The 25379-nt window shown below is 44.7% G+C and carries 22 protein-coding genes and 2 tRNA genes; 14 read left to right on the top strand and 10 right to left on the bottom strand.

From position 1 onward, the window contains the following. Positions 1 to 17 precede the first annotated feature (17 nt). The gene (locus tag TA_RS02840) at positions 18 to 998 is read right to left on the bottom strand and encodes a MarR family transcriptional regulator (RefSeq protein ID WP_048161633.1); all 981 of its coding nucleotides are present in this window, start codon (positions 996 to 998) and stop codon (positions 18 to 20) included. Further along, entirely contained in the window at positions 998 to 1393 is a 396-nt protein-coding gene (locus TA_RS02835; protein WP_010900973.1) for a hypothetical protein, read from the bottom strand. Before TA_RS02835 ends, TA_RS02840 begins: the two co-directional genes overlap by 1 nt. Before the next feature lie 103 nt (positions 1394 to 1496). Here TA_RS02835 and TA_RS02830 point away from each other — a divergent pair, with 103 nt between their 5' ends. The 3 genes from TA_RS02830 to TA_RS02820 all read left to right on the top strand — a co-directional run bounded on the left by TA_RS02830 (position 1497) and on the right by TA_RS02820 (position 4127). Then, on the top strand, positions 1497 to 1958 hold the full coding sequence (locus TA_RS02830; RefSeq protein WP_010900972.1) for a hypothetical protein: 462 nt from the start codon (positions 1497 to 1499) through the stop codon (positions 1956 to 1958). Between the two features lie 66 nt (positions 1959 to 2024). Further along, the gene (gene uppS / locus TA_RS02825) at positions 2025 to 2801 is read left to right on the top strand and encodes a polyprenyl diphosphate synthase (RefSeq protein ID WP_010900971.1); all 777 of its coding nucleotides are present in this window, start codon (positions 2025 to 2027) and stop codon (positions 2799 to 2801) included. A gap of 3 nt (positions 2802 to 2804) precedes the next feature. Next, entirely contained in the window at positions 2805 to 4127 is a 1323-nt protein-coding gene (locus TA_RS02820; protein WP_010900970.1) for a tRNA(Ile)(2)-agmatinylcytidine synthase, read from the top strand. Here TA_RS02820 and TA_RS02815 read toward each other — a convergent pair. Next, positions 4101 to 4574: an HAD family hydrolase gene (locus tag TA_RS02815; protein ID WP_241761880.1), complete on the bottom strand. Its 474-nt coding sequence runs from the start codon at positions 4572 to 4574 to the stop codon at positions 4101 to 4103. The two genes, TA_RS02820 and TA_RS02815, sit on opposite strands and share 27 nt — an antisense overlap. A 99-nt stretch (positions 4575 to 4673) precedes the next feature. After that, positions 4674 to 8048 carry a PEGA domain-containing protein gene (locus TA_RS02810; RefSeq protein WP_010900968.1) on the bottom strand — a complete coding sequence of 1125 codons (3375 nt, stop codon included), beginning with the start codon at positions 8046 to 8048 and terminating at the stop codon, positions 4674 to 4676. A 223-nt stretch (positions 8049 to 8271) separates the two neighbouring features. Between TA_RS02810 and TA_RS02805 the strand changes: the two genes are divergently transcribed. From TA_RS02805 to TA_RS02785, 5 genes are all read left to right on the top strand, one after another. Beyond that, positions 8272 to 9672 carry an FAD-binding oxidoreductase gene (locus tag TA_RS02805; RefSeq protein WP_010900967.1) on the top strand — a complete coding sequence of 467 codons (1401 nt, stop codon included), beginning with the start codon at positions 8272 to 8274 and terminating at the stop codon, positions 9670 to 9672. Further along, on the top strand, positions 9653 to 10798 hold the full coding sequence (locus TA_RS02800; RefSeq protein ID WP_010900966.1) for a (Fe-S)-binding protein: 1146 nt from the start codon (positions 9653 to 9655) through the stop codon (positions 10796 to 10798). The genes TA_RS02805 and TA_RS02800 overlap by 20 nt, the downstream gene beginning before the upstream one ends. Positions 10799 to 11112: 314 nt before the next feature. After that, on the top strand, positions 11113 to 12015 hold the full coding sequence (locus TA_RS02795) for a (Fe-S)-binding protein (protein ID WP_010900965.1): 903 nt from the start codon (positions 11113 to 11115) through the stop codon (positions 12013 to 12015). Continuing rightward, positions 12012 to 13151, top strand: coding sequence for an LUD domain-containing protein (locus tag TA_RS02790; protein ID WP_048161629.1), 1140 nt, complete (start codon positions 12012 to 12014; stop codon positions 13149 to 13151). Before TA_RS02795 ends, TA_RS02790 begins: the two co-directional genes overlap by 4 nt. Before the next feature lie 86 nt (positions 13152 to 13237). Then, positions 13238 to 13987: a metallophosphoesterase gene (locus TA_RS02785; protein ID WP_010900963.1), complete on the top strand. Its 750-nt coding sequence runs from the start codon at positions 13238 to 13240 to the stop codon at positions 13985 to 13987. On the opposite strand, the gene hemA is transcribed toward TA_RS02785, so the two are convergent. The 3 genes from hemA to prf1 all read right to left on the bottom strand — a co-directional run bounded on the left by hemA (position 13890) and on the right by prf1 (position 17331). After that, positions 13890 to 15023 carry a glutamyl-tRNA reductase gene (hemA, locus tag TA_RS02780; protein WP_277770774.1) on the bottom strand — a complete coding sequence of 378 codons (1134 nt, stop codon included), beginning with the start codon at positions 15021 to 15023 and terminating at the stop codon, positions 13890 to 13892. The two genes, TA_RS02785 and hemA, sit on opposite strands and share 98 nt — an antisense overlap. Before the next feature lie 159 nt (positions 15024 to 15182). Continuing rightward, positions 15183 to 16082, bottom strand: a complete 900-nt coding sequence (locus tag TA_RS02775) for a cysteine synthase family protein (protein WP_010900961.1) — start codon at positions 16080 to 16082, stop codon at positions 15183 to 15185. A gap of 4 nt (positions 16083 to 16086) precedes the next feature. Next, the gene (gene prf1 / locus TA_RS02770; protein WP_048161628.1) at positions 16087 to 17331 is read right to left on the bottom strand and encodes a peptide chain release factor aRF-1; all 1245 of its coding nucleotides are present in this window, start codon (positions 17329 to 17331) and stop codon (positions 16087 to 16089) included. A 360-nt stretch (positions 17332 to 17691) separates the two neighbouring features. On the opposite strand from prf1, the gene TA_RS02765 reads away from it, so the two are divergent. The 4 genes from TA_RS02765 to TA_RS02750 all read left to right on the top strand — a co-directional run bounded on the left by TA_RS02765 (position 17692) and on the right by TA_RS02750 (position 19343). Continuing rightward, positions 17692 to 17764 (top strand) — tRNA-Pro (locus TA_RS02765). Between the two features lie 277 nt (positions 17765 to 18041). Next, on the top strand, positions 18042 to 18419 hold the full coding sequence (locus tag TA_RS02760; RefSeq protein ID WP_162053239.1) for a DUF302 domain-containing protein: 378 nt from the start codon (positions 18042 to 18044) through the stop codon (positions 18417 to 18419). A gap of 63 nt (positions 18420 to 18482) precedes the next feature. Further along, positions 18483 to 18580: transfer RNA gene (locus TA_RS02755), tRNA-Tyr, on the top strand. A 394-nt stretch (positions 18581 to 18974) separates the two neighbouring features. Further along, positions 18975 to 19343 (top strand): hypothetical protein, encoded by a 369-nt coding sequence (locus TA_RS02750; protein WP_048161627.1) that lies wholly within the window; start codon positions 18975 to 18977, stop codon positions 19341 to 19343. Between the two features lie 18 nt (positions 19344 to 19361). On the opposite strand, the gene TA_RS02745 is transcribed toward TA_RS02750, so the two are convergent. The 3 genes from TA_RS02745 to TA_RS02735 are packed head-to-tail and all read right to left on the bottom strand — an operon-like array spanning position 19362 to position 22597. Beyond that, on the bottom strand, positions 19362 to 20501 hold the full coding sequence (locus TA_RS02745; protein WP_394295370.1) for an aminotransferase class I/II-fold pyridoxal phosphate-dependent enzyme: 1140 nt from the start codon (positions 20499 to 20501) through the stop codon (positions 19362 to 19364). Then, a complete protein-coding gene (locus tag TA_RS02740; RefSeq protein ID WP_048161626.1) occupies positions 20467 to 21390 on the bottom strand; it encodes a homoserine kinase in 924 nt (307 codons plus the stop codon). Before TA_RS02740 ends, TA_RS02745 begins: the two co-directional genes overlap by 35 nt. A gap of 58 nt (positions 21391 to 21448) precedes the next feature. Continuing rightward, positions 21449 to 22597, bottom strand: coding sequence for a pyridoxal phosphate-dependent aminotransferase (locus TA_RS02735; protein ID WP_010900955.1), 1149 nt, complete (start codon positions 22595 to 22597; stop codon positions 21449 to 21451). Positions 22598 to 22757: 160 nt separating this feature from the next. On the opposite strand from TA_RS02735, the gene TA_RS02730 reads away from it, so the two are divergent. Further along, on the top strand, positions 22758 to 23810 hold the full coding sequence (locus tag TA_RS02730) for an archaeosine biosynthesis radical SAM protein RaSEA (protein ID WP_010900954.1): 1053 nt from the start codon (positions 22758 to 22760) through the stop codon (positions 23808 to 23810). Then, positions 23807 to 25282 carry a DHH family phosphoesterase gene (locus TA_RS02725; protein WP_010900953.1) on the top strand — a complete coding sequence of 492 codons (1476 nt, stop codon included), beginning with the start codon at positions 23807 to 23809 and terminating at the stop codon, positions 25280 to 25282. Before TA_RS02730 ends, TA_RS02725 begins: the two co-directional genes overlap by 4 nt. Positions 25283 to 25379 lie beyond the last annotated feature (97 nt).

The following is a 25379-nucleotide window of genomic DNA, read 5'->3' as shown; positions in this document are numbered from 1 at the left end:
TGGTGATAATTTCATTTTTATAACAAGAATACTTTTTTAATAGCATCCTCCGATGCCGGATATCCAATGAAATCCATATATCTTAGTATTGTCTGCATGTCATATTTCAACTTGAAATTATAGCTTCCTAAACTATTCATCACTGCTCTTTTGCTGCATCTTGTTGCCTTTGACAGCATATCTATGACGTCCGACCTGATCTCCACATCCGTTTCCCTGTAGGCGTCTATTATACTTTTCAGATCCGCATCCTTTGACCTGCCCGATGAGACCGCTATACCACAGCAGGGGAATGTATCCATGAGGTCGGAATAATCATACAGCTTGTTCGCGCCTATTACCGAAGCATATGGTTCCCATATAGCTATGTATCTGAAATCTCCTGCCCTGAATCCATCACTGGCCTTAATAGGATCGCTGAAAATGGTTATCTTAACATCGCCCTCTCTTCTGCGGAACTCGCGTGATAGCAGCATCATCGAGGTTGATTCGCTTGTTGCGACAATATTTTCACAAGATGCAGGATTTTCAAATATTCCTGATCCACCTGAGGCAACTGGACCGGCAATAACTATATCATGCCTGGAAAGCGCAAAAAGCGTTTCCGTGAATATTGGAGACAGCCCAAATTCAAGCGTGCCCGTTGAAAGGTCGTGCAGTATGGATGTTGCATCGTTGTAAAACCTTATAACTGCCTTTATACCTTTATTCTCACAATAATCCTTGGCTGCACTCAGAAATCCTGCATATTCAGTGGATTTCAAGCAACCTATCCGTATCATCTCCGGATCACGGTATGGAATGAATTCTCGCAGCCACACCCTCTTCGATCTTCCGGATATCTGACGACGCGCTATGATACCTTCAGCTTCAAGCTTTGACAGGGCCTCCGATGCCGTTGACTTGGAGAACCCCATCAGCTCTTCTATCTCGTACTGGTCTATGCCGATAGGGCCTCTCCTTCTCAGCTCCCGAATCAGTTTTTCCCTTAGGGACATCACTGTATGCCTAGATTTATCTGAGTTTCTATGAACTGCCAGAGCTCATGTTCAAGCTCGAATGACCACAGTGATTCCGGAACCTCGATAAAGGCCACTACTGGAGTTATAAAGAAAGCCTCTATGGCAGCTACGCCGAGATCCTGCAACCATTTACCAATTCCGATCTGAATGCGAAAATCCGACGGAGATCCGGATATTATGATCGTAAATGCACGATCCATGCCAAGTATTGTTCTGAATATCCCACCTTTTTTGGCCTGAATCAAGTATCCATTTGGATGCTGGCTGGACTGCGTCACAAAGTTCTCCTCCTTGAAGTAGTCCTCGATGGCCTTTGCAAGTTTTGCAATATCCACATTCTTTCCCTTGTACTCTCTTATCGCGTATTTCATAATCGGGTTAACTGAAGCATGGGATATAACCATTCTCACCTCGTTGGTTTTCTGGTAATCTCTATTATCGGTAAGCTTATATACCGGTAAGCCATATTGAATCATGGTCGAGAAAGAAAAGAAGGATGAAGAGGAGACCAGAAAGATCACCATATCCGTTAAGGGTATCAGGGATGATGTGTACAGAAATGTAAGCGAGCTTGCAAGGCATACCGGTAAGACCATTGGCGAGATAACCAATGATGCCTACAGGACATTTCTGGGTACGGTGGAAGGCGTTAGAAACGTATCGCAGAGCTTTATAGAAGGTGCAAAGGGAGCCATTCCGCGTTACATAGACAACTTCAAGAAACTTGAGATAACTGCAGATGATCTGAAGGATCTCGGGCAGAAGGTTGCATTCAGAAACATAGATGAACTTACATTCAAAAATATCACTGACGAGGAATTCTCAAAGTACGTGGCATTCATAGACGGCGTGAAGGTGCTTAAGATACCGAAAACAGTGAAAAAGACAACCGTTATCAAAATTTCCACTTTCGTGGATGAGATCATACAGGAGTGAATACATCACTCCTTCTCTCATTTTCGAATAATCCTATATAGTCGTTTATGATCATAATCGCAGTTCATGAGCGTATCCAATAAACTTGGGGATCTGGCCTCGAAGGTTTACGAAAATGTTCTTCTTGAGGAGGTTAAGAAGTATCCGAGGCCACGCCATATCGGGATAATCACAGATGGAAACAGAAGGTATGCCAGGAACGTGGGCATATCTGAAAATGAGGGGCATGTAAAGGGAAAGGAAAAGGTTGAAGAGGTTGTTGACTGGTGCATGGAACTAGACATAAGAATCGTAACGTTTTATGCATTCTCGACAGAGAACTTTCGTAGGAGTCCCGAAGAGGTCGATTTCCTCTTTCATCTCATAGATAACGCCTTCAAGTCTCTCCTGAAGGACGAGCGTGTGTACAAAAACAGAATAAATGTTAAGGTCATAGGAAACCTATCAATACTCCCTGCTTATCTGAGGCAAACAATACATATTGTTGAGGAGACGACCAAAAATTTTAACAACTATCAGCTCAATCTGGCCATAGGATACGGTGGCCGGGAGGAGATATTGGATGCGATAAAGAGGATAACAAGAGACGCCATGGACGGGAAATTGAACATAGATGAACTGGACGAGGAAAAGTTCAGGATGTACTTGTATGACGGAAGGATACCAGATCCTGATCTCATACTCAGAACAAGCGGAGAGGAGAGGATATCCAATTTCCTGCTCTGGCAGAGTGCGTATTCTGAGCTTTATTTTTCAGATGTGTATTGGCCAGAATTTTCTAAACTTGATTTCCTTAGGGCAATATATTCCTATCAGAGGAGGCAGCGGAGGTTTGGGAGGTAATCCATGTTCATTGCAATCGACGATACTGATTCTCCAGACCGCATGTGCACAACTTATCTCGTACTGCGGATGATCTATGAGTCGAAGCTGGATGTCATCGGCAATCCACGCCTGGTGAGGCTGAATCCCAACATAAGGTTCAAAACAAGGGGAAATGGCGCGGTGGTTTTGCATCTAGGTCACGGTACTGGAAGATCGCACCGCATAGGCGACATACATGGCAAACCCATAATGTCATACGATAGAGAAATTGGAAGCCCTGACGCCAGTGACCTTATGGAAATAGCGAGGAATCTGGTGGAGGAGTATTCGGTTACGGATTACTACAGCACACATCCAGGAATCGTGGTCTCGGATCATCCACTTGATCGAAGCTTCTACAGGAGGGCTCTTGAAGAGGAGATTCCGGTATCCGATGCAGAGAAATTCATAAAGGATTCTGGGGCATCCTTCTATAAATTGAAGGATGGACATGGCATCGTTGGATCTGCTGCAGCCCTGGCATGGCCATCAGAAAGATATACTTACGAAATGCTTGCATACAGATATCCAACACCACTCGCGATGCAGAGGGATGAGAAAATGATGCTTGCATCGATGGCAGATCGGTACGAAGGCACATTCAACAACGTCGATCTGAGGAATGAGTATCCAGCCATATTTCCGCATCCAAAAACCCCAGTGATTTACGGTATACGCGGTTTCTACCAGCATTCGCTTCTCGAGGCGTCCGATGCCATAAACGAAACCGGGCATATAGATTACGAAGGCCGCATCATCTTCATAACAAACCAGGGAACGGATGACCACATAATACACGATCCAGATGATATCGAGGATCTGCATTCTTACGCGCTTACAGGTCAAGTGGTGTCCGATCCGATATCAGTACCCGGCGGCCATTATTTCCTCAAATTCTCCTACAGAAAACGTTACATAACTGCAGCGGCATTCGAGCCAACAAAGGAGTTCAGATCCATTTTCTCCAGGCTCAGAAGCGGCGATCTCGTAACATTCTACGGATCCTACGTTAACGGTAATCTGAACGTCGAAAAGATGATCGTACACACGGTGGCGAAGATATATCGCACGGAAAATCCAGTATGCAATGTCTGCGGCGTTCGTACGATTTCAAAGGGACAAAGCGATTTCAGGTGCCCTAAGTGCGGCAGGAGGTACAGATCCAGAGATTTCGTGGAGGTTCCCAGGGACATAACTCCAGGCAAATACGACGTTCCAGTTGTTGCCAGAAGACATCTTTCAATGCCCTTCGAGATAGAGGAACGGTTCAACATGCTATCAATGACTAACAATCCTGAAGGGTAATCCAAGGTTTCTGGCGAGCTGGCCATCGACGTCATCACGGTCGCCGATCACAAGCGATCCGCCTATATCAACTCTGAAATCAGATAGGGCTTCGTTTATGAGACCGATCCCAGGTTTTCTGCATGAACATCCTTCATCTGGTCTATGCGGGCAAAAATAGGTTGCGCTTACCTTTACCCCGAGGTCAAGCAATCTGTTAACTACACCATCGTTGAATCTCCTGAATTCCTCCATTGAGAAATAGCCCCTGCCTATGCCTGACTGATTCGTCACTATGATTATGCGGTATCCCTTCCCCTGGTAATGTTTCAGGATGCCAACCGTATCATCGTAAATTTGCAGATCGTCCAGTTCATGGCAGTATGGGCAATCCCGGTTTATTGTGCCGTCTCTATCAACAAATACGGTTTTCAGCGTCTGATTGTCTCTAACGTAGATTATCCTCACCGTCTCCACCTGTCCGATTCAATTTTATGACCTTTGGTAATGCAGGCGCAAACCTTCACTCGTCTTGATGCCATGCTTGGTTTACACAATTCTTACCGCTTAATCTCGTTTGCGGTCTTTGGGACGCATAATCGCACTATTGCGACCTACGATGCGGAGATGCCTGATTATCAATAAATATATTGCTATCATGGATATCGACAGGGTAGCTATATCCTGATAATTATCCACGATGAAACCTCTGATGATCGATTCCGGTGGCAGCCGATGCATCTTCAGGAATATAGTACTGTTTGAAGATACATCTATCGTCTCGAAAATATTGCTGTACCCATCTTTTTGAAGAATTATGCTGTGTTCCCCATATGGAAGATAGATGGTTAAGTCATTGCCGGATACGGAGTACGTTTTGTTCCCAGCATAAATTGTGAAGGAATCAACATCAGCTTCTATCGTTATTTTATAAAGTATCGCTCTGAGGGCGAATTCCAGCGTCATATTAGAGTTCAGCATGACGCTTTCACTGATCGGATAGTATCCTGGCCTTGATATTGATAGATCGTAATTTCCGTAAAAATCCAGAACGCTGAAATTCTGTCCATATTCCCTTGTATTGCCAAAGACGATGTCTGCAGGTATATCGGTTGCTATGTGTATCATAAACCTTAGCCTGCTGAAGGTTATGTTCAATATGGCAGATGAATCGTCAATGCTGATGTTTTTTCCATATGTTTCTGAGTAGCCCTGTACATTTTCCGCTCGTATGCTGTAAAGACCGAAGGGAATGTGAATCGTATCTCCTGCGTGCACATAATAATAGGAGGAATTCATCTTGATCTCGAATTCATCCGCATAACCGCTTGCATTGATGTATACCTTTGAATATGGCCGATAGTAATCGATATACAACGTTGTGTTGGATAATACATCAATCGTCGATCTGAAGTTTGTTCTCAAGTATGTTGAATTCAGAGCAATTATATTGTAAATACCCGAAGTCAGCGATATGTTGATAGAACCTGGCACGGAATAAGTGCTTCCATTGATCAGGATGTTCTGTGGAGATATCGATCCGTTGATCATCATCCGCATCTTATAAATCGCACGCTGGAAATTCAGGAATATAGTGAGGTTACTACCGTTAACGGTCATGTTTTCCCTAATCGGATCGTATCCAGACGGCGCATCAACGGTGAGGCAATAGGTGCCGTTTGGCAATGAAACGCTATCGCCAAAGTACTCGTTGCCGTTTATCAAGATGCTGAACCCAGATTTCAAATTGGATTTGAATGTTATTCCATATAGCACCTTGGAGATGTAAATGTTCACTGTGATATTTGAACCATCAATACTGAAGGATCTAGGGATTGCAATATGATATCCTGATATCCCTACTGCGGACGCGCTGTAAGTGCCGTTGGGCATCGTTATGATCGTGTTGTTCTGCTTAATTACGTAAAAGATGCCATTTATGCTGATGTTCATAGGATAAATCTGCTGGCCAAAAACCGAAAACTTGACATCATAATTACTGAATATTGGCCGGAGCCTTATTTTTGCCGTCTGATTCGGTATATAGTTGAACATGCTTTCATTGTATCTCAAGCCTACGAAGACTGATGTCAGATTCTTCGATGAGTTGGCAAAAACGGTGAGATTATCGTAGGATGACGGAGATACGTGTATGAAGGTATTTTTACTGATTGCCGTGCTATTTCCAGACAGAAAATACATCTGCAGGCCACCCTCTGCTGGATCGCCTGATGCATCGAACATGCTCAGATCAAACTTCAGATCGTGAAATGGCAATGTGTAACGATAATACCACCGCATCGTCAAGTTGACATGGTCTTCAACAACTACATTCACGTATTGATCGATAAAGATTATGTCAGATGAGTTCGTGGTAAAGTATGCCTGATACATGCCGGGCGATATGCTGAGATTCAGGTTTTCTGTTGCATTTCTTGTGGAATCAGCGCTGAGATTCATAATATGTATTCGGAAAATTAAGATGGATTCCGAACCGTTGATCAGATGCACATCTATGTATGCGTTCGATATCCCTGCATATGAGGATTTGTAGCCAATGCTTATAGTCTGATCCGTACCGGTATAGAGCACGCCTGGTATCGTTATGTTTAACTGAGGAATGGTGACCGAACCCACGAACGTCTGAAGCACATTGCTCAGGTATGGATATGGAGATATGGAAAAGTATTCCATTCTTCCGTAGACATCGATCTCATAGTTTCCCTTATAGGTTATAGTTCCATTGAAGATCCATACAGGAACCTCATGTACCGATGTTGAATAATATACGTATCGCGAAAGCGCTGAAACAGTACTGTTCAGATCTATCGCTTGGCCGTTTGCATAGTATACAGAGCCATTGTAATCGTAAGACCGCCCGTCTAGAAGGTAAGTTATATTTACTGCGGACATATAATATACGATCGATGCCGAGCTTATGAATGGGATTCTTGTTATGTTGGCTATTCCTGATCCACTGCTGACCATGTAGGCCGCTGAATGATAAAGGTATATGCCTGTAGCGTATGGGCTGATCAGGCCATCATCCAGGTACAGTGGCCTGTCGTTCAGGTCGAATTTCGAATCTACGCTATACATAATGCTATTGCTGAGGTAGAGATCGTAATGCTGCGACCCATAGAGATAGTACGTGTCATTTGCAATTGCTAGTGCGGTTATGTTATATACTTCCAGGTCGCTTTCATTGCTGTATACGTATATTTCTGGTAGCGGATTCGCGCTGGGCCGTTGAAGAATGAAGGTAAAATAAGATGTTGTCATGGTTGTTGAAGCGCTTAAATGCAGATACTGAGATTCGTTTTCATACACAACGTATATTGAGGCAGGATGGCTTGCATTTGCGTATTCGTATTCAACCGAGATATTCAGCCTGTAAGCATAGCCATGAGAATAATTTTCCATCTTCAGGCTAACCTGTCCTCCGGGCTGGTAGCTGTTGTTATAATACCTTGCCATTGTGTAGTTGAATTCATCCGATGTTGACTGGCCAGAAATGTTTGATCTCAAGATATACACCGATGAGTTAAAAGCTGAGAATGTTCCCGCATAACCATCAAACACCGTAGAGTTAAAGGATCTGAACGTCGATGCGTCCATGGTTATGGATCCATTACCCTCAACGCTTGAATTGCCGATGATGAACGTACCTCGAGTTATGCTGATCTCTGTATTATTCAGGATCAGTGTTGAGTTCTGCACAGAGAGTGTGCCGTTGACGTTCAGCGACCTGCCATATATGAAAAATATTTCGTTTATTATACTGAGCGACTCATTGCGCTGAACTGTCAAGTTTCCATACCAGTAGTAATCAGAATGAGTCTCTGGATCTCCTATATCGATCTGCTGTGCATGGGCATGAATCATAGGGTATGATGAAAACGTAAGGATCGCTGCAAACATTATTATAAGCTGTTTCCGCATGCACGCCGATGCACGAAATATATTTATGATCTTACTTATATTTTATTAACTTGGGAAATGTTTGAATTTTGTCCAAATTACAGCACCAAATCTTTGATTCGCAAATTGTATTTCTCATCTTGCCATATCATACGTGCTTACATTGATCAGCTTCAGACCATATCGGAATAGCGGGTCTTCAAATCATCCAGAAAAAATATTACCACAATTGCAATGATTAGACATGGGTTTTATTGAGGAAGTTAGAACCTTCCTTGGGAATTATGCCATCACAAGGAAGGAGGATCTCATCCCTTACATGAACGATGCTTCTTACTTCACCGGAGAAATGCCTGAAGCCGTCCTTCTGCCTGGATCACCGGAAGATGTTCAGAGAATAATGAAGCTTGCTTATAAATATGAGGTTCCTGTTGTCGTCAGGGGCGGCGGATCTTCGCTCACTGGATCATCGATCCTGAAGAATGAGGGTATCGTAATTTCAATGCTCAGAATGAACCACATAATCGATCTGAACCTGAACGATAAGTGCGTTGTTGCAGAACCTGGTGTTAGGTTGGACGATCTGGAACGATTCCTTGACAAATACGGGCACTTCTATCCTCCTGATCCAGCCAGTTCCAGATCTGCCACGGTAGGAGGATCCATATCCACCAACGCCGGAGGCCTCAGGGGTGTGGCCTACGGTGTGACGAAGGACTGGGTGCTCGGGCTCGAGGTAGTATTGGCAGATGGCACGCTCGTAAAATTTGGAAACAAGGCGCTGAAGAGATCCATGGGCTACGACATGACTGCACTGATGATCGGTTCCGAGGGGACTCTGGGTATAATAACCAAGGCGTACCTCAAGATATGGCCAAAGCCTGAACGCATAGCCAGAATACTTGCTTTCTTCAGAACGATAGATGATGCGGGGAATGCCATATCAGAGGTGAAGGAACGCATAATACCGGAGATGGCCGAATTCATGGACAAGATCTCGCTGGATTCAGTTCCAGACGCCATAAAGTACCCCGAAGGTACGAATTATGCACTGATCGTTGATGCCTCCGGGCCTCCGGAGACGCTGCAGAGGCGCAGGGAACAGATTGAGGGTATCCTGAAAAAATACGCCATAGAGACACGGAGCACAACAGACAAGGCGGAGATGAACAGGATTTACCTCGCAAGGAAGGGGCTGTATGCTTCAATACTCAGGCTAAGGAAGAGTGAAAAGGAATACATAGTCATCGGGGATATCGTTGTTCCCGTATCAGAATTGCCATCTGCCCTGAAGGAGATTGAGAAAGCACGTGATGTGGATGGTGTTAGATGCGCTCTCTTCGGTCACATAGGCGATGGAAACATACATGCAAACATATTCGCGGATCTTTCGAACGAGGAGGCCATGGCCAAGGTAAACAAGTTCATGATGGACATGGCGATGATCTCTGTTAGACACGGCGGTAGTGTATCAGCAGAACATGGAATAGGCCTCGAGAAGAAGAAACTGTTCGTTGAGGAGATGCGCTTCCACGATAACATGCGCACGCTGGATCTCATGAGATCGATAAAGCGCATCTTCGATCCGAAGAACATTCTAAACAGGGGTAATATATTTGACCAGGATGCAGGATCTGATAGCTGAAGCAGGAAAATGCGTTAACTGCGGCTTCTGCGAATCTGTGTGCCCAACGCTGCCGGCTGCGGGCTTCATCTCAACAAAGGGAGCTAGAGGGCGTGTAGACCTGGCTAAATTCCTTTACAATAAAGGTGAAATCGATCCCTCAGAATCGTTCTACTCATGCGTTGATTGCTATGCCTGTCTCAGTGTCTGCCCCGCAGGTGTAAATGCTGGAAAGGTAAGCGAGATCGGCAGGATGATCGTAGCAGAACAGGGTAAGGCGCCGGAGATAGCAAAGATGATCGTTGAATTCACAATGAAGTTCAAGAATCCCTTGGGTGTAAGGGAAAAATGCGCCGAATGGGCTTCTGGCATTGAGTTCGGATCCAAGGAAACGCTGCTCTACACGGGAAATATGTACCAGCTCATGGCCTATCTACGCAAGTTCGGGAGCATAAGGAAGCTCCTGGGACATTACGATAGCGCCATCGCCCATATAATGAGGGAGCACCCATCGTTCACCACCATGTTCCGGGATCTGTATGATAGAAGCATGATGGGAAGGATGAGCGATTACCTACGCAACATTGTCAAGCTACTGAAACAAAACGGCATTGAGTTCGGATACCTCGGAAAGGAGGAACCGTATCCTGGTACGTTCATATACGATCTGGGCTTTGAAAACGAATTCAGGGAATATGCAAAGTACGTTTCAGAACTGTTCAGATCCCATGGCGTTCGCAGGATAATTACCATTGATCCGCATACATACGAGATACTGAAGTACATATATCCAAAGTATGTTAACTTTGAATTTGATGTCATATATTATATGGATATGATCAAGATCGATAGAGTTGCTGGAAAATATGCAGTGCATGCACCTTGCCATTTCTCCAGATACTTCGATTTTACGGGATATGTCTCCAAGATCTTCGATGCGTACACGGAGGAAAATCCGACTAGATGCTGCGGTGGCCCAGATGAGTTGCTCTTTCCGGAAATATCCGAAAGAATATCGCAGAAAAGGTTCGAAGAGCTCAAGAGTACAGGATACCCGATAGTGACGGCATGCCCTATATGTTATGCTAACCTAGCCAAGGACGACAGCGTCATGGACATATCCGAGTTGCTGCTGAAATCTAAATAAAAAATAGCGCTGATTCCTTAACAGAACGGTGCAATCACGCGCTTTCCATCATCTATTTGGGATATACCCGCAGATGAAATAGGCTTCATCGATTGGACGAAGCAAGATAATTCACTGCTTATGCAATCATCGCTGATTATGATCGAACCTTCGCTGTATATAAATTGATTTTCTGATTATTTAAGATAATAACAGATGAATAAACGAGAGATCTCATTCAAAGGCAGCATCTGCCAAGAAAGACTTTACAGGATGCCGGACTGATGCATAATATACTTTATTATGACCTATTATCATATCATGACGGTGATGTTTTGGACGAAGATCGCGTGAGGAAGCAGGAGGCTCTCATCAAGAGTGTTTTATACAGAAACCTCATGGAAGACTACATCCCCTTTCCCCTGGACAAGAAGCTGGCAGTTAAGTGGGCCAGCGGTATGAACATACCTAGGGGCGGGAAAGTTATACTGTACACGTCTTACATGTACCAGATGGCGTCCGTATTCAAATCATACGAAAAATATGTGCCGACGCTCGGATCACTTGGTAAATCAAGGATCCTGGCATCGATAGGATCACGTCTCATAAAGCCCAAGGATGAGGATATAGATCGATCCGTAAGGATACTGCAGAACATATACAGGATGATCTCCAAGGTAAGGGCGGATGTAGGCTATCTCTACGAAGAGGAACCTTACAGTGGATCGCTTCTTTACGAACTGGGATTCCTTGACGAGTTCAAGGAGTACGGCACAGAGATTCTAAAGTTTTTCAAAGAAAAGGGTGTCGAGGAGATAATAACCGTGGATCCCCACACCACGAACACTCTCGCGAACCTGAAGAGATATATAGGCTTCGATATTCCATTCCGCAGTTATCTTACGATCATAGGCACAGTGAAGGGAAATGGCAAATTTGTCATGCACGATTCGTGCCTATATTCCAGGTTTCTCGATATGTACGATACAATTAGGGATAAGGCCAAATCTGCAGGTATAGAGCTGGTGGAGGATCCCACAGTGACAGGAAAGGGATCCGGATTCTGCTGTGGAGGGCCCGCTGGACCACTCAACGATGACCTTAGCGATAGCATAGCGAAGGCCAGAGCAGCTTCGCTCAAGGCGGTCTATGACAATGTGCTTGTCGCATGCCCACTGTGCTACGTCAACCTCGAGCCGTACTGCAATATTAAAGACATAGCGGAGGTGATCGGATGAACTGGATAGATCTCATGTCGATGGTGTCTAGCGGAAATTACGCTGAAGTCGAAAAGGTGCTTACCGAGTATCCATACATAGCCGAACTTGCTGATCATCTTAGGGATCAGAAGATGAAGGTGATAGAAAACCTGGATTCATACGTCAGTCTAACGATTAAGAACGTGGAGAGGCTCGGCGGACATGCATATCTAGCGAAGGACAAAGAAGAAGCTAGGAAGATCGCAGGAGACCTCGTCGGTGATAACAAAACGGTCGTCTTTTCAAAGACAAATGTTGCATACGAGATCGGGCTCAGGGAATACTTGGAATCTAAACACAACGAGGTCTGGGAAACGGATCTGGGCGAATATCTAATACAGATATCGAAGGGATGGCCAACACACATAGTTGCGCCTGCCCTGGGCATGACAAGGGAGGACGCTGCAAAAGCCGTCAAGAAGATCGATCCGAGCATCAACGAAAATTCAACGATTGAGGATGTCGTTGCGGCCGTCAGGAAGTTTCTGATGTCCAAGTACGTTAAGGCTGATGTTGGAATAACCGGCGCCAACGCTGTCGCTGCAGATTCCGGTGCCATAGCACTGGTTGAAAACGAGGGAAATATAAGGATCGACACAGTTATGCCACAGACGCACATTTCAATCACTGGCATCGATAAGATAGTGCCGACGCTAAGAGACGCGCTGGACGAGGTGATGGTGCAGTCGGCTTACGCTGGCCTGTTTCCGCCTACATACATAAACGTCACTGCCGGCCCGAGTTCAACTGCAGACATCGAACTGAGGCGTGTTTCTCCGGCGACCGGGCCGAAGAACTTCCATCTGATACTTCTGGATGATGGCAGGATGGATGCTAGCAAGGACGAGGGCCTGAAGGAAGCACTGCTTTGCATTAAATGCGGCCGCTGCTACTTTTCATGCCCGATATACAGAGTACTCGGCAAAGAATGGGTTTCCACAAAATCCCCATACAACGGGCCAACTGGTGTCATGTGGAACTACATAACCAATAAGGATCCGTGGCCTGCTTCCTACTGCGTCCATTCTGGCGGCTGCAAGGAAGTCTGCCCCATGCGAATAAACATACCAGAGGTCATAAAATATATAAAATACCTGGGATCAAAATCTCTGTGATAGATCATTTTTCAGCCAGTTTTTTCTCTTTTCTGCATGAGATAGGATAATGTATGCCTCCTGCATAGGAGTAAGAAAGGGTTGAGATGCGGGAGATAGAGATCCTCGATGGCGTTTTTCTCACGGACCTGTATTGCGTCTACTTGAGCGATATAGAGGCAGTGGTGGTATCCGATCTGCATCTGGGGTATGAGGAGGAGATGAACCTTCACGGCCTGTTCCTCCCAAGGATACAGAGGGATCACATCACTTCCGTAATGGACAGGATCATAGAAAGATACAACCCACAGAGGATAATAATAAATGGAGATTTCAAACAGGAGTTTTCTAAGAATCTACCCAGCGAATGGACAGATGTATTGTATTTCATAGATAGGTATGATGACCGAGATCTTATATTCATAAGGGGCAATCACGATAACTATCTTGCAACCATACTGTCAAAGAAGAACATAGGCATGATGGATTTTTACGAGGATGATAGGTACTTCATCTACCATGGAGACAGAAACATGGGAATCAAGAAGATCACCATACTTGGGCACGAGCATCCGTCACTTGTGCTAAGAGACCGTGTCGGCGGTGTCTACAAGCTTCCGGCATTCGCATTCAACTTCAGGCGCAACGTCATCATAACGCCGTCGATGAGTTTCTTCTCCTCAGGAACCGATCTTTCTCAATCCCTGTTGAGCGAGGAGCATTTTACACCTGCCCTAAAGGGTATGAAACCATCTTGCTTCAGGATCTTTGCAATAACCGACGAGTTCGGTCTCGTAGACTTTGGGTATCTTGACGACCTTCATAGCTCTGGAGAGCAGCAGATACGAGATCGCTGAAGTTGTCGTAGAATTTTGAAAATATCCGGCTGAAATCCTGGTTGCTCTGGGATCTGGCAACACTCTTCAGCGTCATGACCGGTATGTTCATGACCTTGTTTATCATGGAATGGGCAAATGCCTCAACGTCAGATGCTGGGATCTCAGGATGCATTCGGCTGAATTTTTCTATCTCCATCTTCTGAACGACGACGGCGAATTTGTAGAAATCCGCGAAAATTTCGTCAATCATGACGTCCTTTATCTTGTTCATGAGCGAAGCCATCTCGATCTCTATTATCCTGCGGGCCTCATCGACGCTTTCCATCCTGGCTGATCCATTTCTATTGGATACTGAGTAAATGTCATCGATTGTAATTATGTCCGCGCCTGGCTTATCCTCTATGTTTCTCGGATTCCCGAGATCGATGTAGAGTTTGCCCTCGACCATCTCTTCCCTTCTGATGATGGGTGTCTTAGAAGACGTAGCTGATATTATTGCATCGTTTCTCATGATCAACTCGTGCAGATCATTTATAGTAGTGTAGCTGTAGTTGTACTTTGATGCAAGATCCTTCACGTGATCTATGTTGCGGCCTGCTATGGTCACCTCGAATTTGCCGCTGAGATATGGCGCTATCTCACCTGCGATCATGCCGTTCCCTATGATCAGTACCTTTTGCACCACCCTGCTTGAGAGTATGTCGTATACGATCGATGGAACCGACACCTTCCCCCTTGATATCTCTGTTTCTGAACGCACCTTCTTGCCAACGAATATGGCCTTCTGAAAGATCAGGGACAGAACCTTGTCGACCTTCCCATTTCTGACAGATAGCTCGTAGGCCTCCTTCACCTGCTTTAGTATCTCGTTTTCTCCAAGGGACATCGAATCAAGGCCGGAAGAAACCTCCATCAAGTGCTTAATTGCTTCCTCATCATGTAATACGTTGGGCTTCATTGCTTCAAGATCCTCTGGAAATCCGGCACGGAGATATATCTCTACCCTGTTACAGGTCAATAGTATGACGTATCTGGAAATGCCGTTCTTCTCCAAAATATCGGCCCAATATTCGTAAGGATTGAGAACAGCTTGATTGAAGAAGTTATTATTTCTTTTGAAATCCCACGAAATGAGAGTAAGTATTTGCATTCGATTCGTAATTATGATCAGCAATTTAAAGCGTTGTATTTATTCTTCAATTTTAAAAAAATCCTATATCAAAGGTCCTATCTCTTCTCTGTATTTTTCTCCAGAATCAGGAAAGACCGTGAATATCTTCCTGTACCTCTCATGGAACAGCCTGGAGGCGTACAGATTTGCGCCAGCGGATATTCCTATAAGCTGGCCGCTCTTTTCATAATATCTTCGTATCTCTGATATGGCCTGATCTTCGTTAACGTATACAATCTCATCTATGAGATGACCGTACCTGTCGATTATCCCGCGGTATTTCGATGCGGACACATTCCTGAGACCGTGTATGTGGGAACCTGCTGCCGGCTGTACTCCTATGACCCTTACGCCCGGATCTATTTCCTTGAAGTACCTGGCGATACCAGTTATTGTTCCGCCTGTGCCTATCCCGGCGACTATTGCAGATGGCACGCCCATGGAATCGACCATTTCCCTTGCTGTGGTATAATAGTGAGAATCACTGTTCTTGGTATTCGAGTGCTGGTTGAGCCATATGAAATCATCTGTTGAGACCATCTCTTTGAGTCTGTTAATCGATCCCTCTGTACCCAGGGATGCGGGCGTCTCTATGACTCTTGATCCATTCTCCATAATGGATCTCTTGGTGAAGGGACTCGCATTCTCTGGAAGAACTATGATTGATCGTACGCCAAGCATCTTTGCTATTCCGGAGACGGCTAGGCCTGTGTTACCTGAGGAAGCCTCTATGAGTGTCTTTCCGTCGAGATCTCCAGATTCTTTAAGTGAATATATTATGAAGAATGCTGGCCTGTCCTTTATGGAACCGAACCTGTTCATCCATTCTATTTTGGCATATATACCATCATCAACCTCTATGAATGGCGTATTTCCAATGCCGATGCTGTGCATGGAATCGATGAGGTCATCGATCTGCGATCTGGCGTTGCTTCCGATCATCTGATCACATCATCTGAACGTTATCCTTTCTAATGAACCTCAGAACTGCAGCCATGCCGCCAAAGGCCTGCTTGAGAAGTTTACCCTCTTCGCTCTGATCCGATATGATCTCGACCTGGGCACCCGATTCTTTGGCTAGCCTGTAAAGGTCCTCTATGAAGTCATCTTCAGCAACCAGTTCCATTGGAGTGCCATCCTTTTCGCAAACTGGCCATTCATTCGGTTCTTGATTTAAGGTTAATTCTGCCTGGCATGTGGGACATCGATATGTATACCTGACCTTTCGGAGACCCTCTGATATGAGGAGCAGATCAACCATCTTCTGCTCCAGCGCATCTCGTATGGCTTGTTCGCCATAAATTGCGAGACCGCCATCGGGTTTTCTCACTTCACGGAGGAACCTGTTCATCAGATCCTTCTCCTTTGAGATCTTCATATCCTTTATGGATTCCGAAGCCTTTTCAACAAGTTCTCTGAGACCAGATTCATCGGTGTATCCAACATCGAACAGATCCTTTATCTTCTCCTTTACTTCATTTCGCAAGTAATCCTTCTCGAAGAAGTATTCCTTCGTAGCTCCAGGACCACCCAGGAATATTGCCCTTATGTCCTTTATTTTTGGCATGAATGCGTTATTCGCTATTTCGCCAACCTTCTTGAAGAACTCGTTGGCCGCTATCTCAATCAGTCTTTCGAACCTTCGCGAGGACTGGCCGCCCTGATGATGCTTGCTGGGAACCTGTGACTGCACATTATCAACAACCTCTATTCTCGTGCCGTTGAGGAAGCCAACGGTTGCTTCCTTCCTGTCTATGACGATGAGCCCATATATCTCCTTTTCCTCCAGCATCGTCTTTAGCATCTCCAGATGGAATTCCGAGTCGCACTTATACATGAATGTGGTGATGGGTTCAGGAGGTTCAATTATCTTGGTGTACATCTCCGTTTGATCACCTCTTGTCGCTATGTGCCCCTCGAAGAAGACGAAACCATTAGGTGGTGGAGTCTTGTAGTATTTCAGCCTGGCCATAATGGATTCTATGGCGGCCAGCACATTCTTTCTGGTGGATTTTGATTTTATATTCGAGGAAGTTGAATATTCATCCCTGAGGTATGCAACAACGTCCGATATCTGCTTGTCTGGTGGTATGTAGAGCGATATGAGTTCAGTTCCTCGCCCATGCAACTTCGAAAGCTCCTCCAGAGCACGCTTAAATTCATATCTCCTTATCTGTTCATCATCTTCCATAAATAACACCTTCCACTATACGGAAGTCAATTCACTGCGCAGCAGTGGACTTCACAGTACTGAATAGAGTTAAAACACGCACTTTTGTAACGGGTCGTCTCGGATTTCCCGTACAACTTACTTAATATTTTTAAAATTATATTTCTGCGTGATTGATTCATTTTATACATCTGCGTATCAATTTAAAGTATAATAGATCTTCTGTTGGCATCGAAATTAGGATAGAATACAACGCCATTATGTTCCATCGATTAATCGAGCACATAACATAGACAGTATGTGCGCACAAAACCAAAACCAATATGATAAAATTTAAACATAGAGACAAAATATCGGTGCTGCCTGTTTGAAGAGGCGGCTGGGGCCGTGGGGTAGCCTGGTATCCTTCCAGCTTCGGGAGCTGGAAACTCCGGTCCAAATCCGGACGGCCCCACTTGATTCTGGAAAATGAGATAAAATAGCAGTGAGCATAATTAATGATTGACCTTCTGGTTAAGATTGAACTATTAGGAGACGATTCAAAGATGATCTGTCATATCCGCTGATTATGCGTTCTCATTTGGCATCTAATTTTTCTATTTCTAGAATATGCTTATGATTGATTTACTGATGTTTCCAGCAGGATCATTGCCCAATTTGCTTTCATTGCTATCATCACAGTATAAATATATTGATTTTATCAGCAATTTGCAATGTCTCAATACTCAAATATGTATAAGTTCGAAATTGACATTCAGGGCAATTTGGAGGAGGTATACGGGAGGATTTTTAGCGTTTTAAAACAAGCCGGATACATTATACTTTCCTACGTGGATGTGGCAGAGATCCTCCAGCGGACAATGCAGAAAAAGATCGATCCACTCTATATACTCAACATATGCAAGCCAGCAGCTGCCAATGAATTTATAAGCGAATCGTATGAAACCAGCATGTTCATACCCTGCAAGCTTGTCCTACATCAGATGGGAGAAAATACCAGAGTTTCATTGCAGCTCATATCGCCGCAGATAGAAACTTTTACCGATCTCTCTACCGATGTTGCCAAAAAGTACGAAAATGAGATAGTTGATATTCTTAAAAAGATGTGAATGCAACCACTTGCAATCCACGAAAATATTAAATGATGAGATGAAATTAGGGATACTGCCTATCCCGGCTTAGCTCAGTTGGTAGAGCGGCGGACTGTAGAGAGTTCAACGGTGAATTCGCCGTAATCCGCAGGTCTCTGGTTCGAATCCGGAAGCCGGGATCCATTCTTGTTTTCATATTATTAAGATATGATAGGTTATTTCTAATTGATATTCGTAGAAAAGTGGAAACTAAGGTATTAGAGACAGAGCATTCTTTAAAGCGAATCGGTTGAATATCGCGGAATCAAAAATTAATCCTCGTAGAAATTGATGTTATATATTTACATTCATCGCACCTGGCGTTTCTATATTTTCAATAGATTTTCTCAATGTTTCGGCAGTTGTTCGGTCTGCCCCTATTTCTGTGAATCATTTCCATTTGGTGTCCTAAATTGGTATGATGTATCGGTATTGATCGATATACAATTGTGAATATAATGCGATAATAAATCGCATTTATGATTTATAATCATGATAATGCAAAATTTATCTTGTACGAAGAGATACAGTAATATGGAGCCTGATATTGGAAAGATATTAAAGATGAAAAAGAAAGAGCAGTCCGACGCAATGCTGGCCCTATTTCAAGGACTTCTCGACAAGGATGTCGATCAAATATCAACAGCTATGAAGGGGCTCATTGAAGATGTCGATAAAATAGCCAGCGATAAAGAATATATCTCTCTATGCGAAACGAATCTCAACTTGGTGAAAGGCCTTCCGGAAGCCACGGCAGAAAAGATCATAAGCGCCAGGTTGAAGGCTCAATCTGAACTCCCTGAAAATATAAAATCTAGAGACAGCAAAAATCTGGCTGAAGCGCTGAAAGCGGTTGACAAAGACGGCAAAATTGCGAAGATAATCAACAAGATAAATTCATAAAAGATCAGTAACGACGATCTAACTTTTCAAACTTTTTTTGATAGCGTTCTCTATATCATCCATTATATCTGATATTTCCTCTATCCCTACGGATAGTCTCATTAATCCGGGAACGACGCCTATTCTTGCGCGTTCCTTATCGCTTAGGTTCCTATGCGACATACTGTATGGATTAGATATGAGCGTTTCTACACTGCCCATGGTGTTTGCAGGAATTATCCTTTCGAGGGATGACATGAATTTAGATGCGTCTACACCATCATCTAGAACAAAGGAAACTACAGATCCATAATTTTTTAATGTCCGGAGAGCCAGATCGTGATAATCATTTTCGGTCAGCCCTGGATAGTAGACTCTCTCCACATGATCCAATGTCGACAAATGCTCTGCTATGATCTGCGCCGATCTTGATGATCTTTCTATGCGTATCTTCAGTGTTTTCATCCCCTGCAGAAATAAGAACGCAGAAAAAGGATCCATGGAAGATCCAAGGCTTCTCCTGTCAGAATCTATATTTTTTATAAATTCAGATGATCCGGATGACGACCCACCAATAGCAGCATTGTGTCCCCCAATGAATTTTGAGAGGCTATTGACGACGATATCAGCTCCATGATCGATCGCGCGCTGGCCAACGGGAGTTATTATTGTATCATCTACAACCAGAAGCGCATTGTTCTGTTTCGCAGAATCAGAAAGCCTTTTTATGTCATAAACTCGAAGTACAGGATTGGAGAGGCTTTCCACGAAGATCATCCGCGTTTTATCGCCTATGGCCTCGATAACTTTATCTGTTCCAGGGTCTGTTATGGAAACATTTATTCCGAATCTTGATAGAAAGTCCTTTGCAAAAAGATACGTTCTTCCAAAAACATCCATAGGCAACACCAGGCCGTCTCCTGGTTTCAGCAGGGAGAGAAAAACGGTTGATATAGATCCCATGCCGGATGAGAAGCATGCGGCTAACTGTGAACCTTCAAGCAGAGATATCTGCCTTGCCAGCTCCTCCACAGTGGGATTATTCTCCCTGGAATAGCGGAAATGATCACCCTCTGGAGACCTGTAGGCCGTAGTCGCATATATTGGAAAGTTAACAGAAAACGCATTTCTATCGAAACTATCCCTAATCGGAAACTGGAGATCCTTCGACAAACGCACCACCAGACATCCTTGCCTCTATTACACGCCCCGTAATATTATATCTTGAAAAGATTTCACTGATTCCTGCTCTTATCGAATCCATATCTGACATTTCATCGCACACCATGAGAATGGACGGTCCGGCACCGCTGACAGCAGCGGCCACAGCTTCATTTGCCAACGCCATACGCTTCATATCGTAATAGTAGGGAAAGAGCGAGATCCTAGAAGGCTCCACAATGTCGTCGTTCATGCCTACCCTAATTAGATTTCTGTTTCCTGACATCAAGCCAGCTATAAGAGATGCTGTACGCCCTAAGGCCTTGGAATAGCTATCCAGCGGAATGGATCTTGGGAGCATCTGTCTTGCTGCCCTGGTTTTATTCTCCGTAAAGAGATCAGGTATGGCAACTAGAAACCTGTAATCTCCAGATATATTTATCCTGGATGCCCTTAAGTCATCATCATGCGTCACAAGGACGAGCCCACCGATGATGGACGCTGAGACGTTGTCCGGATGCGGACTTCCGGATGATGCTATTTCACCGATCATAGCATAGCCTATCATTTCCTCCTGGGTCAGCCCGAGGCCGAAGTAGGCATCTAAGGCTTTCACGGCCGCTGCGGCACTTGCGCCACTGCTTCCAAGGCCTAGACCCTTTGGCACTCCCTTTTCTATCCTTATCTCAATGTCCCGTTCCAGACCGAGTTCGTCAAGAAGTGCTATCGCGGCGAGACCGGCCGTATTTCTTTCCGGATCAAGCGGAATGCCCTCGCCGGTAAGTTTAAAACCATCATGATCGCTGATCGTGACTCTATCGTGGAACGCGTCCAGTGCAATGGCGAGCGTATCGAATCCAGATCCGAGATTTGCAGAAGAACATGGAGCCGATGCTGTGACTTTCACTTGCGGCAATCCTTGTATTAATATTAATAATTTTGTTATAAATAATTACTATTAGTAATCATAATGTGTGCATAAATTTGACCAGCCTTTCAAGTCCCTCTTTGATAATGTCTTCCGAGGTCGCAAATGATATCCTGAAATGGTGTCGGCCACGATCGCCAAAGGCGCTTCCTGGGGTAACGACAACATGCTCCTGGTTCAGCAGCATCTCAGCGATCTTTTCGGAGGGTATATCCTTGCTGTACCCAGGAAACATGTAGAATGCGCCTTCTGGCTTGTGCACCTTCATATCCGTGCTCTCAGAAAGTATGCCGTATGCAAGGTCTCTGCGTTTCCTGAATTCGGATCTCATCCTAGCTGGACTTTCATTGTCATCAAGCGCTCTGAGAGCCGCATACTGCGATATAGATGAAGCACATGTTATTGTCTGCTGCTGTATGATGTTTGCGGCTTCAACGATCTCCTCAGTAGCCACGAAATACCCTATGCGCCATCCGGTCATGGCATATCCTTTTGAAAAGCCATTCAGCGTTATGGTGTGTTCAAATGCCTCCTTTCCCATAGAAGCTGGCGAATACAGGCTTCCCTCGTATATTAGATCCTCATATATTTCATCTGATACTATGTAAATATCATTTTCCAATGCGAAATCTACGAGGTCTCTTATCTCTTTCTCCGATAGAACCTTACCGGTTGGGTTATTTGGATTATTGAGAATTATGGCCCTTGTCCTTGGTGTCACGAATTTTCTCATCTCATCCAGATCAATATCGTAATCGTCGGTGGTTCGCACAGGTACAGGCTTACCTCCTGCAAGTTTAACTATATCGGGATATGATACGTAGTATGGATCCGGTATGATGACCTCATCACCAGGATTCAGTATGACCATCATTGCGAGGTTTATGCCGAACTTCGTCGGCGTGACGAGCACGTTTTCCGCATTTGCATCTATGCGATTTCTTGTCTTCAGCTTAGATGCAATTTTCTCGCGGAGTTCCATAATTCCAGCAGAGGGAGTATAATGGGTCTTTCCCTGTTTCGCCATCTCAAAGGCGTAATCTATGATCCCTTCCGGCGTTGTGAAATCAGGTTCACCAATGCCAAAATTATATATCTTCAGGCCCTGTTTTCTGAGCTTTTCAACGTTGTTTGATGCCGATACCGTAGCTGACTCGTTTATGTACTGCATCCTTTCGGAGAGCATTTTTACATAATCTCTGAGTGGAATAAAACTTTTCTATTTGTGTACGTGCGTTATTCGAGTATTTATCATAACGTATAATTGATAATGGCTGTGACATATATCTAAGATCTTTCCCAACAAGGATCAAAAGGATTTTAATCAGAAAGGAATAAGCTCAAGCATGGTTAACAAGGAACTGGCTTTGTTCGTGAGATCGCTGATGCCGGAGGGCAAGGGGAGAGGCGATCCGGACAGGCCAGTATCAATGTGGAATGAACTTGACAGGCTGAGAGGATACCCAGAGAAGACAACAGTGGTGATCTTCAGAACTAGGGGATGCTCCTGGTATAAATTTTCATCGTGCAGCATGTGCGGGTACTTCAACGATACACAGGATGTCACGGAGGAAAACCTGTACCATCAAATAGATCACGTAGCTTCCACCATGAACTCCGATGTCCTAAAAGTTTTCACATCTGGCAGCTTCCTCGATCCGATGGAGATACCTGATGGGGTAAGGTCTTATTTCTACGAGCGAATAGGCCAGAAAATATCGAAGCTCCTTGTGGAATCAAGAACGGAATACATAAGGCCGGAAAGGCTTGAGGAGTTGAGGAAGATAGGTATACCTGTTAGGATAGCAATTGGCCTAGAATCGGCCAACGACTACATAATAGAGAATTCAATAAACAAGGGCTCCAGTTTCAAAAAGTACATGGATGCAGCATCTGCCGCAAGAAAATATGGTATGGAGGTGCGTACGTATCTCCTTTTCAAACCGCCTTTCATATCAGAAAAAGCGGCAATTGCTGATGTGCTGGATTCAATAAGAAAAGTGCGTGATGTGACTACTGACGTCTCTATAAACCCAACAAACATACAGAAGAACACACTGGTTGAGTATCTGTGGAAAAATGGCCTTTACCGCCCACCCAGGCTCTATTCACTCGCTAAGGTGCTCATAGAGGGCATGAAAATCGGCCCTGAGGTCATATCATATCCCACCGGTGGAAATAAAGATCGCGGTGTTCACAACGATACGTTCGACGACAGGCTTCTCGATCTAATAGTGAAGAGTTCGCTGAATCAGGACGTTGCAGAACTCGAGCAGTATATGGAATCATTGGATCTCTCTGAATTCTGGTCAATGATCGAGGAGGAAGACAGATCCATGGTCCAGGTTGATTTTGAGAGAATGATAAAGCAGGCTCTCTCTGCTGTTCCTGAGATATGACCAGCATTCTTGATACATACCTAAGGATCGATGAATACCGCCGGCTTTTCGGAATAGCGAAGGACGCTTCGCGAATAATCGCCGAGCAGAGGAAGATAATAATAGTTTCACATATAGACGCCGATGGCTTATCCTCATCAGCGATAGCAAAAACGAGCCTGGACAGGGCAGGGATAGAGAATGAAGTTGTGTTCATAAAGAACCTAGATCCAATGGTGTTGAAGGGATTGCCACCAGGTTTTAAATGGTTCGTGGATCTAGGGTCCGGTTCCATGAACATGATAAGAGATGCAAATATAGAGTGCCTGATAACCGATCACCATCTTCCTGACCAGTTTGACATAGATCTGGAGTTCCGCAGGGACATCGTTAAGTTCCTCCAGCATTCTGATTTTGAAGGCATAACCCAGGTGAATCCGCACATGGTCGGGCTCAACGGATCGTATGAGATAAGCGGGTCCGGAACGACTTTTCTTGTATCTATGGCTATGTCAGATGAAAACGCGGATATGGTGGTTCCAGCCATCGTCGGGGCGATAGGAGACGTACAGGATGCAAACAGCGGTGTACTGGAGGGTATCAACAGATCCTTCATAGATCTGGGCGTGGATATAGGCCTTATCTCAGTGAAAAATGATCTCAGGTTCTTTGGCCGTGCCACCCGACCGCTGTCCAAATTTCTCGAGCTCGGATCTGACAGGATACCGGGCGTATCAAATTTAAGGGGATCAGCATCGAGGATGCTGAGATACCTCAATGTGCCGCTGAAGGATGGAGACAGATTCAGGGTATACAACGATCTCAGCGAGGATGAGAAGACGAGGATAAGGACTGAGATCCTGAAAAGGCTCATCATAGCGGGCATCGACGATCTGGATTCCATATTTGGAGAGACGTACGTATTTCCGAAGGAGGATGCCAGGTCTCCCACCTACGATGCAAAGGAGTTCGCCACGCTTCTCAATTCATGCGGCAGATACGATGAAGGCCTAACTGGGCTGAAGGTAGCGGCAGGCGACCGAGGAGAGAGCTATAGCAAAGCTCTTTCTCTAATGGCATCACATAGGAGAAAGCTTGTGAATGGATACAACCACATAATGGCTGAAGGCATTAAATCACTCAATAACATAGATTACTTCTATGCGGGGAAAGACATAAATGAGAACATCGTTGGCATAATAGCGAACATGATCCTGGCAAGGGATCCTGATACTGTAAGGCCGCTCATAACGATGGCGGATTCTGATCCGGGCACAGTAAAGGCCAGCGTCAGGGCAAACAAGACCTTTCTCAAGATTGGCATCGATCTGGCCGATCTCTTCAGAAGAGCGGCAGCAACGGTGGGCGGTGTAGGCGGTGGTCACGATCTTGCAGCCGGTGCAAACATACCTGCTGGCAGGATGAACGATTTTCTAAACTTCATCGATCTTGAGATAGGAAAAGCGGTATCATCCATTACTGAGATAAAATAAAATACTCAGTATAGAAAATTTCGCAAAATTTTAAGTGATCATCGTACGCTAGATGCAAATCCGATAACGGTAAAATACAGCAAGTGATGACCAGTGT

The organism is Thermoplasma acidophilum DSM 1728 (genome assembly GCF_000195915.1).
GTDB classification, from domain to species: domain Archaea; phylum Thermoplasmatota; class Thermoplasmata; order Thermoplasmatales; family Thermoplasmataceae; genus Thermoplasma; species Thermoplasma acidophilum.
This window is presented reverse-complemented; position numbering and strand designations above follow the sequence as displayed.

Bases quoted from the DNA above. Each gene is read 5' to 3' on its own strand.
- TA_RS02840 (WP_048161633.1), bottom strand. From the start codon at position 998: ATGTCCCTAAGGGAAAAACTGATTCGGGAGCTGAGAAGGAGAGGCCCT.
- TA_RS02835 (WP_010900973.1), bottom strand. From the start codon at position 1,393: ATGAAATACGCGATAAGAGAGTACAAGGGAAAGAATGTGGATATTGCA.
- TA_RS02830 (WP_010900972.1), top strand. From the start codon at position 1,497: ATGGTCGAGAAAGAAAAGAAGGATGAAGAGGAGACCAGAAAGATCACC.
- uppS (WP_010900971.1), top strand. From the start codon at position 2,025: ATGAGCGTATCCAATAAACTTGGGGATCTGGCCTCGAAGGTTTACGAA.
- TA_RS02820 (WP_010900970.1), top strand. From the start codon at position 2,805: ATGTTCATTGCAATCGACGATACTGATTCTCCAGACCGCATGTGCACA.
- TA_RS02810 (WP_010900968.1), bottom strand. From the start codon at position 8,048: ATGCGGAAACAGCTTATAATAATGTTTGCAGCGATCCTTACGTTTTCA.
- TA_RS02805 (WP_010900967.1), top strand. From the start codon at position 8,272: ATGGGTTTTATTGAGGAAGTTAGAACCTTCCTTGGGAATTATGCCATC.
- TA_RS02800 (WP_010900966.1), top strand. From the start codon at position 9,653: ATGCAGGATCTGATAGCTGAAGCAGGAAAATGCGTTAACTGCGGCTTC.
- TA_RS02790 (WP_048161629.1), top strand. From the start codon at position 12,012: ATGAACTGGATAGATCTCATGTCGATGGTGTCTAGCGGAAATTACGCT.
- TA_RS02785 (WP_010900963.1), top strand. From the start codon at position 13,238: ATGCGGGAGATAGAGATCCTCGATGGCGTTTTTCTCACGGACCTGTAT.
- TA_RS02775 (WP_010900961.1), bottom strand. From the start codon at position 16,082: ATGATCGGAAGCAACGCCAGATCGCAGATCGATGACCTCATCGATTCC.
- prf1 (WP_048161628.1), bottom strand. From the start codon at position 17,331: ATGGAAGATGATGAACAGATAAGGAGATATGAATTTAAGCGTGCTCTG.
- TA_RS02760 (WP_162053239.1), top strand. From the start codon at position 18,042: ATGTATAAGTTCGAAATTGACATTCAGGGCAATTTGGAGGAGGTATAC.
- TA_RS02750 (WP_048161627.1), top strand. From the start codon at position 18,975: ATGGAGCCTGATATTGGAAAGATATTAAAGATGAAAAAGAAAGAGCAG.
- TA_RS02735 (WP_010900955.1), bottom strand. From the start codon at position 22,597: ATGCTCTCCGAAAGGATGCAGTACATAAACGAGTCAGCTACGGTATCG.
- TA_RS02730 (WP_010900954.1), top strand. From the start codon at position 22,758: ATGGTTAACAAGGAACTGGCTTTGTTCGTGAGATCGCTGATGCCGGAG.
- TA_RS02725 (WP_010900953.1), top strand. From the start codon at position 23,807: ATGACCAGCATTCTTGATACATACCTAAGGATCGATGAATACCGCCGG.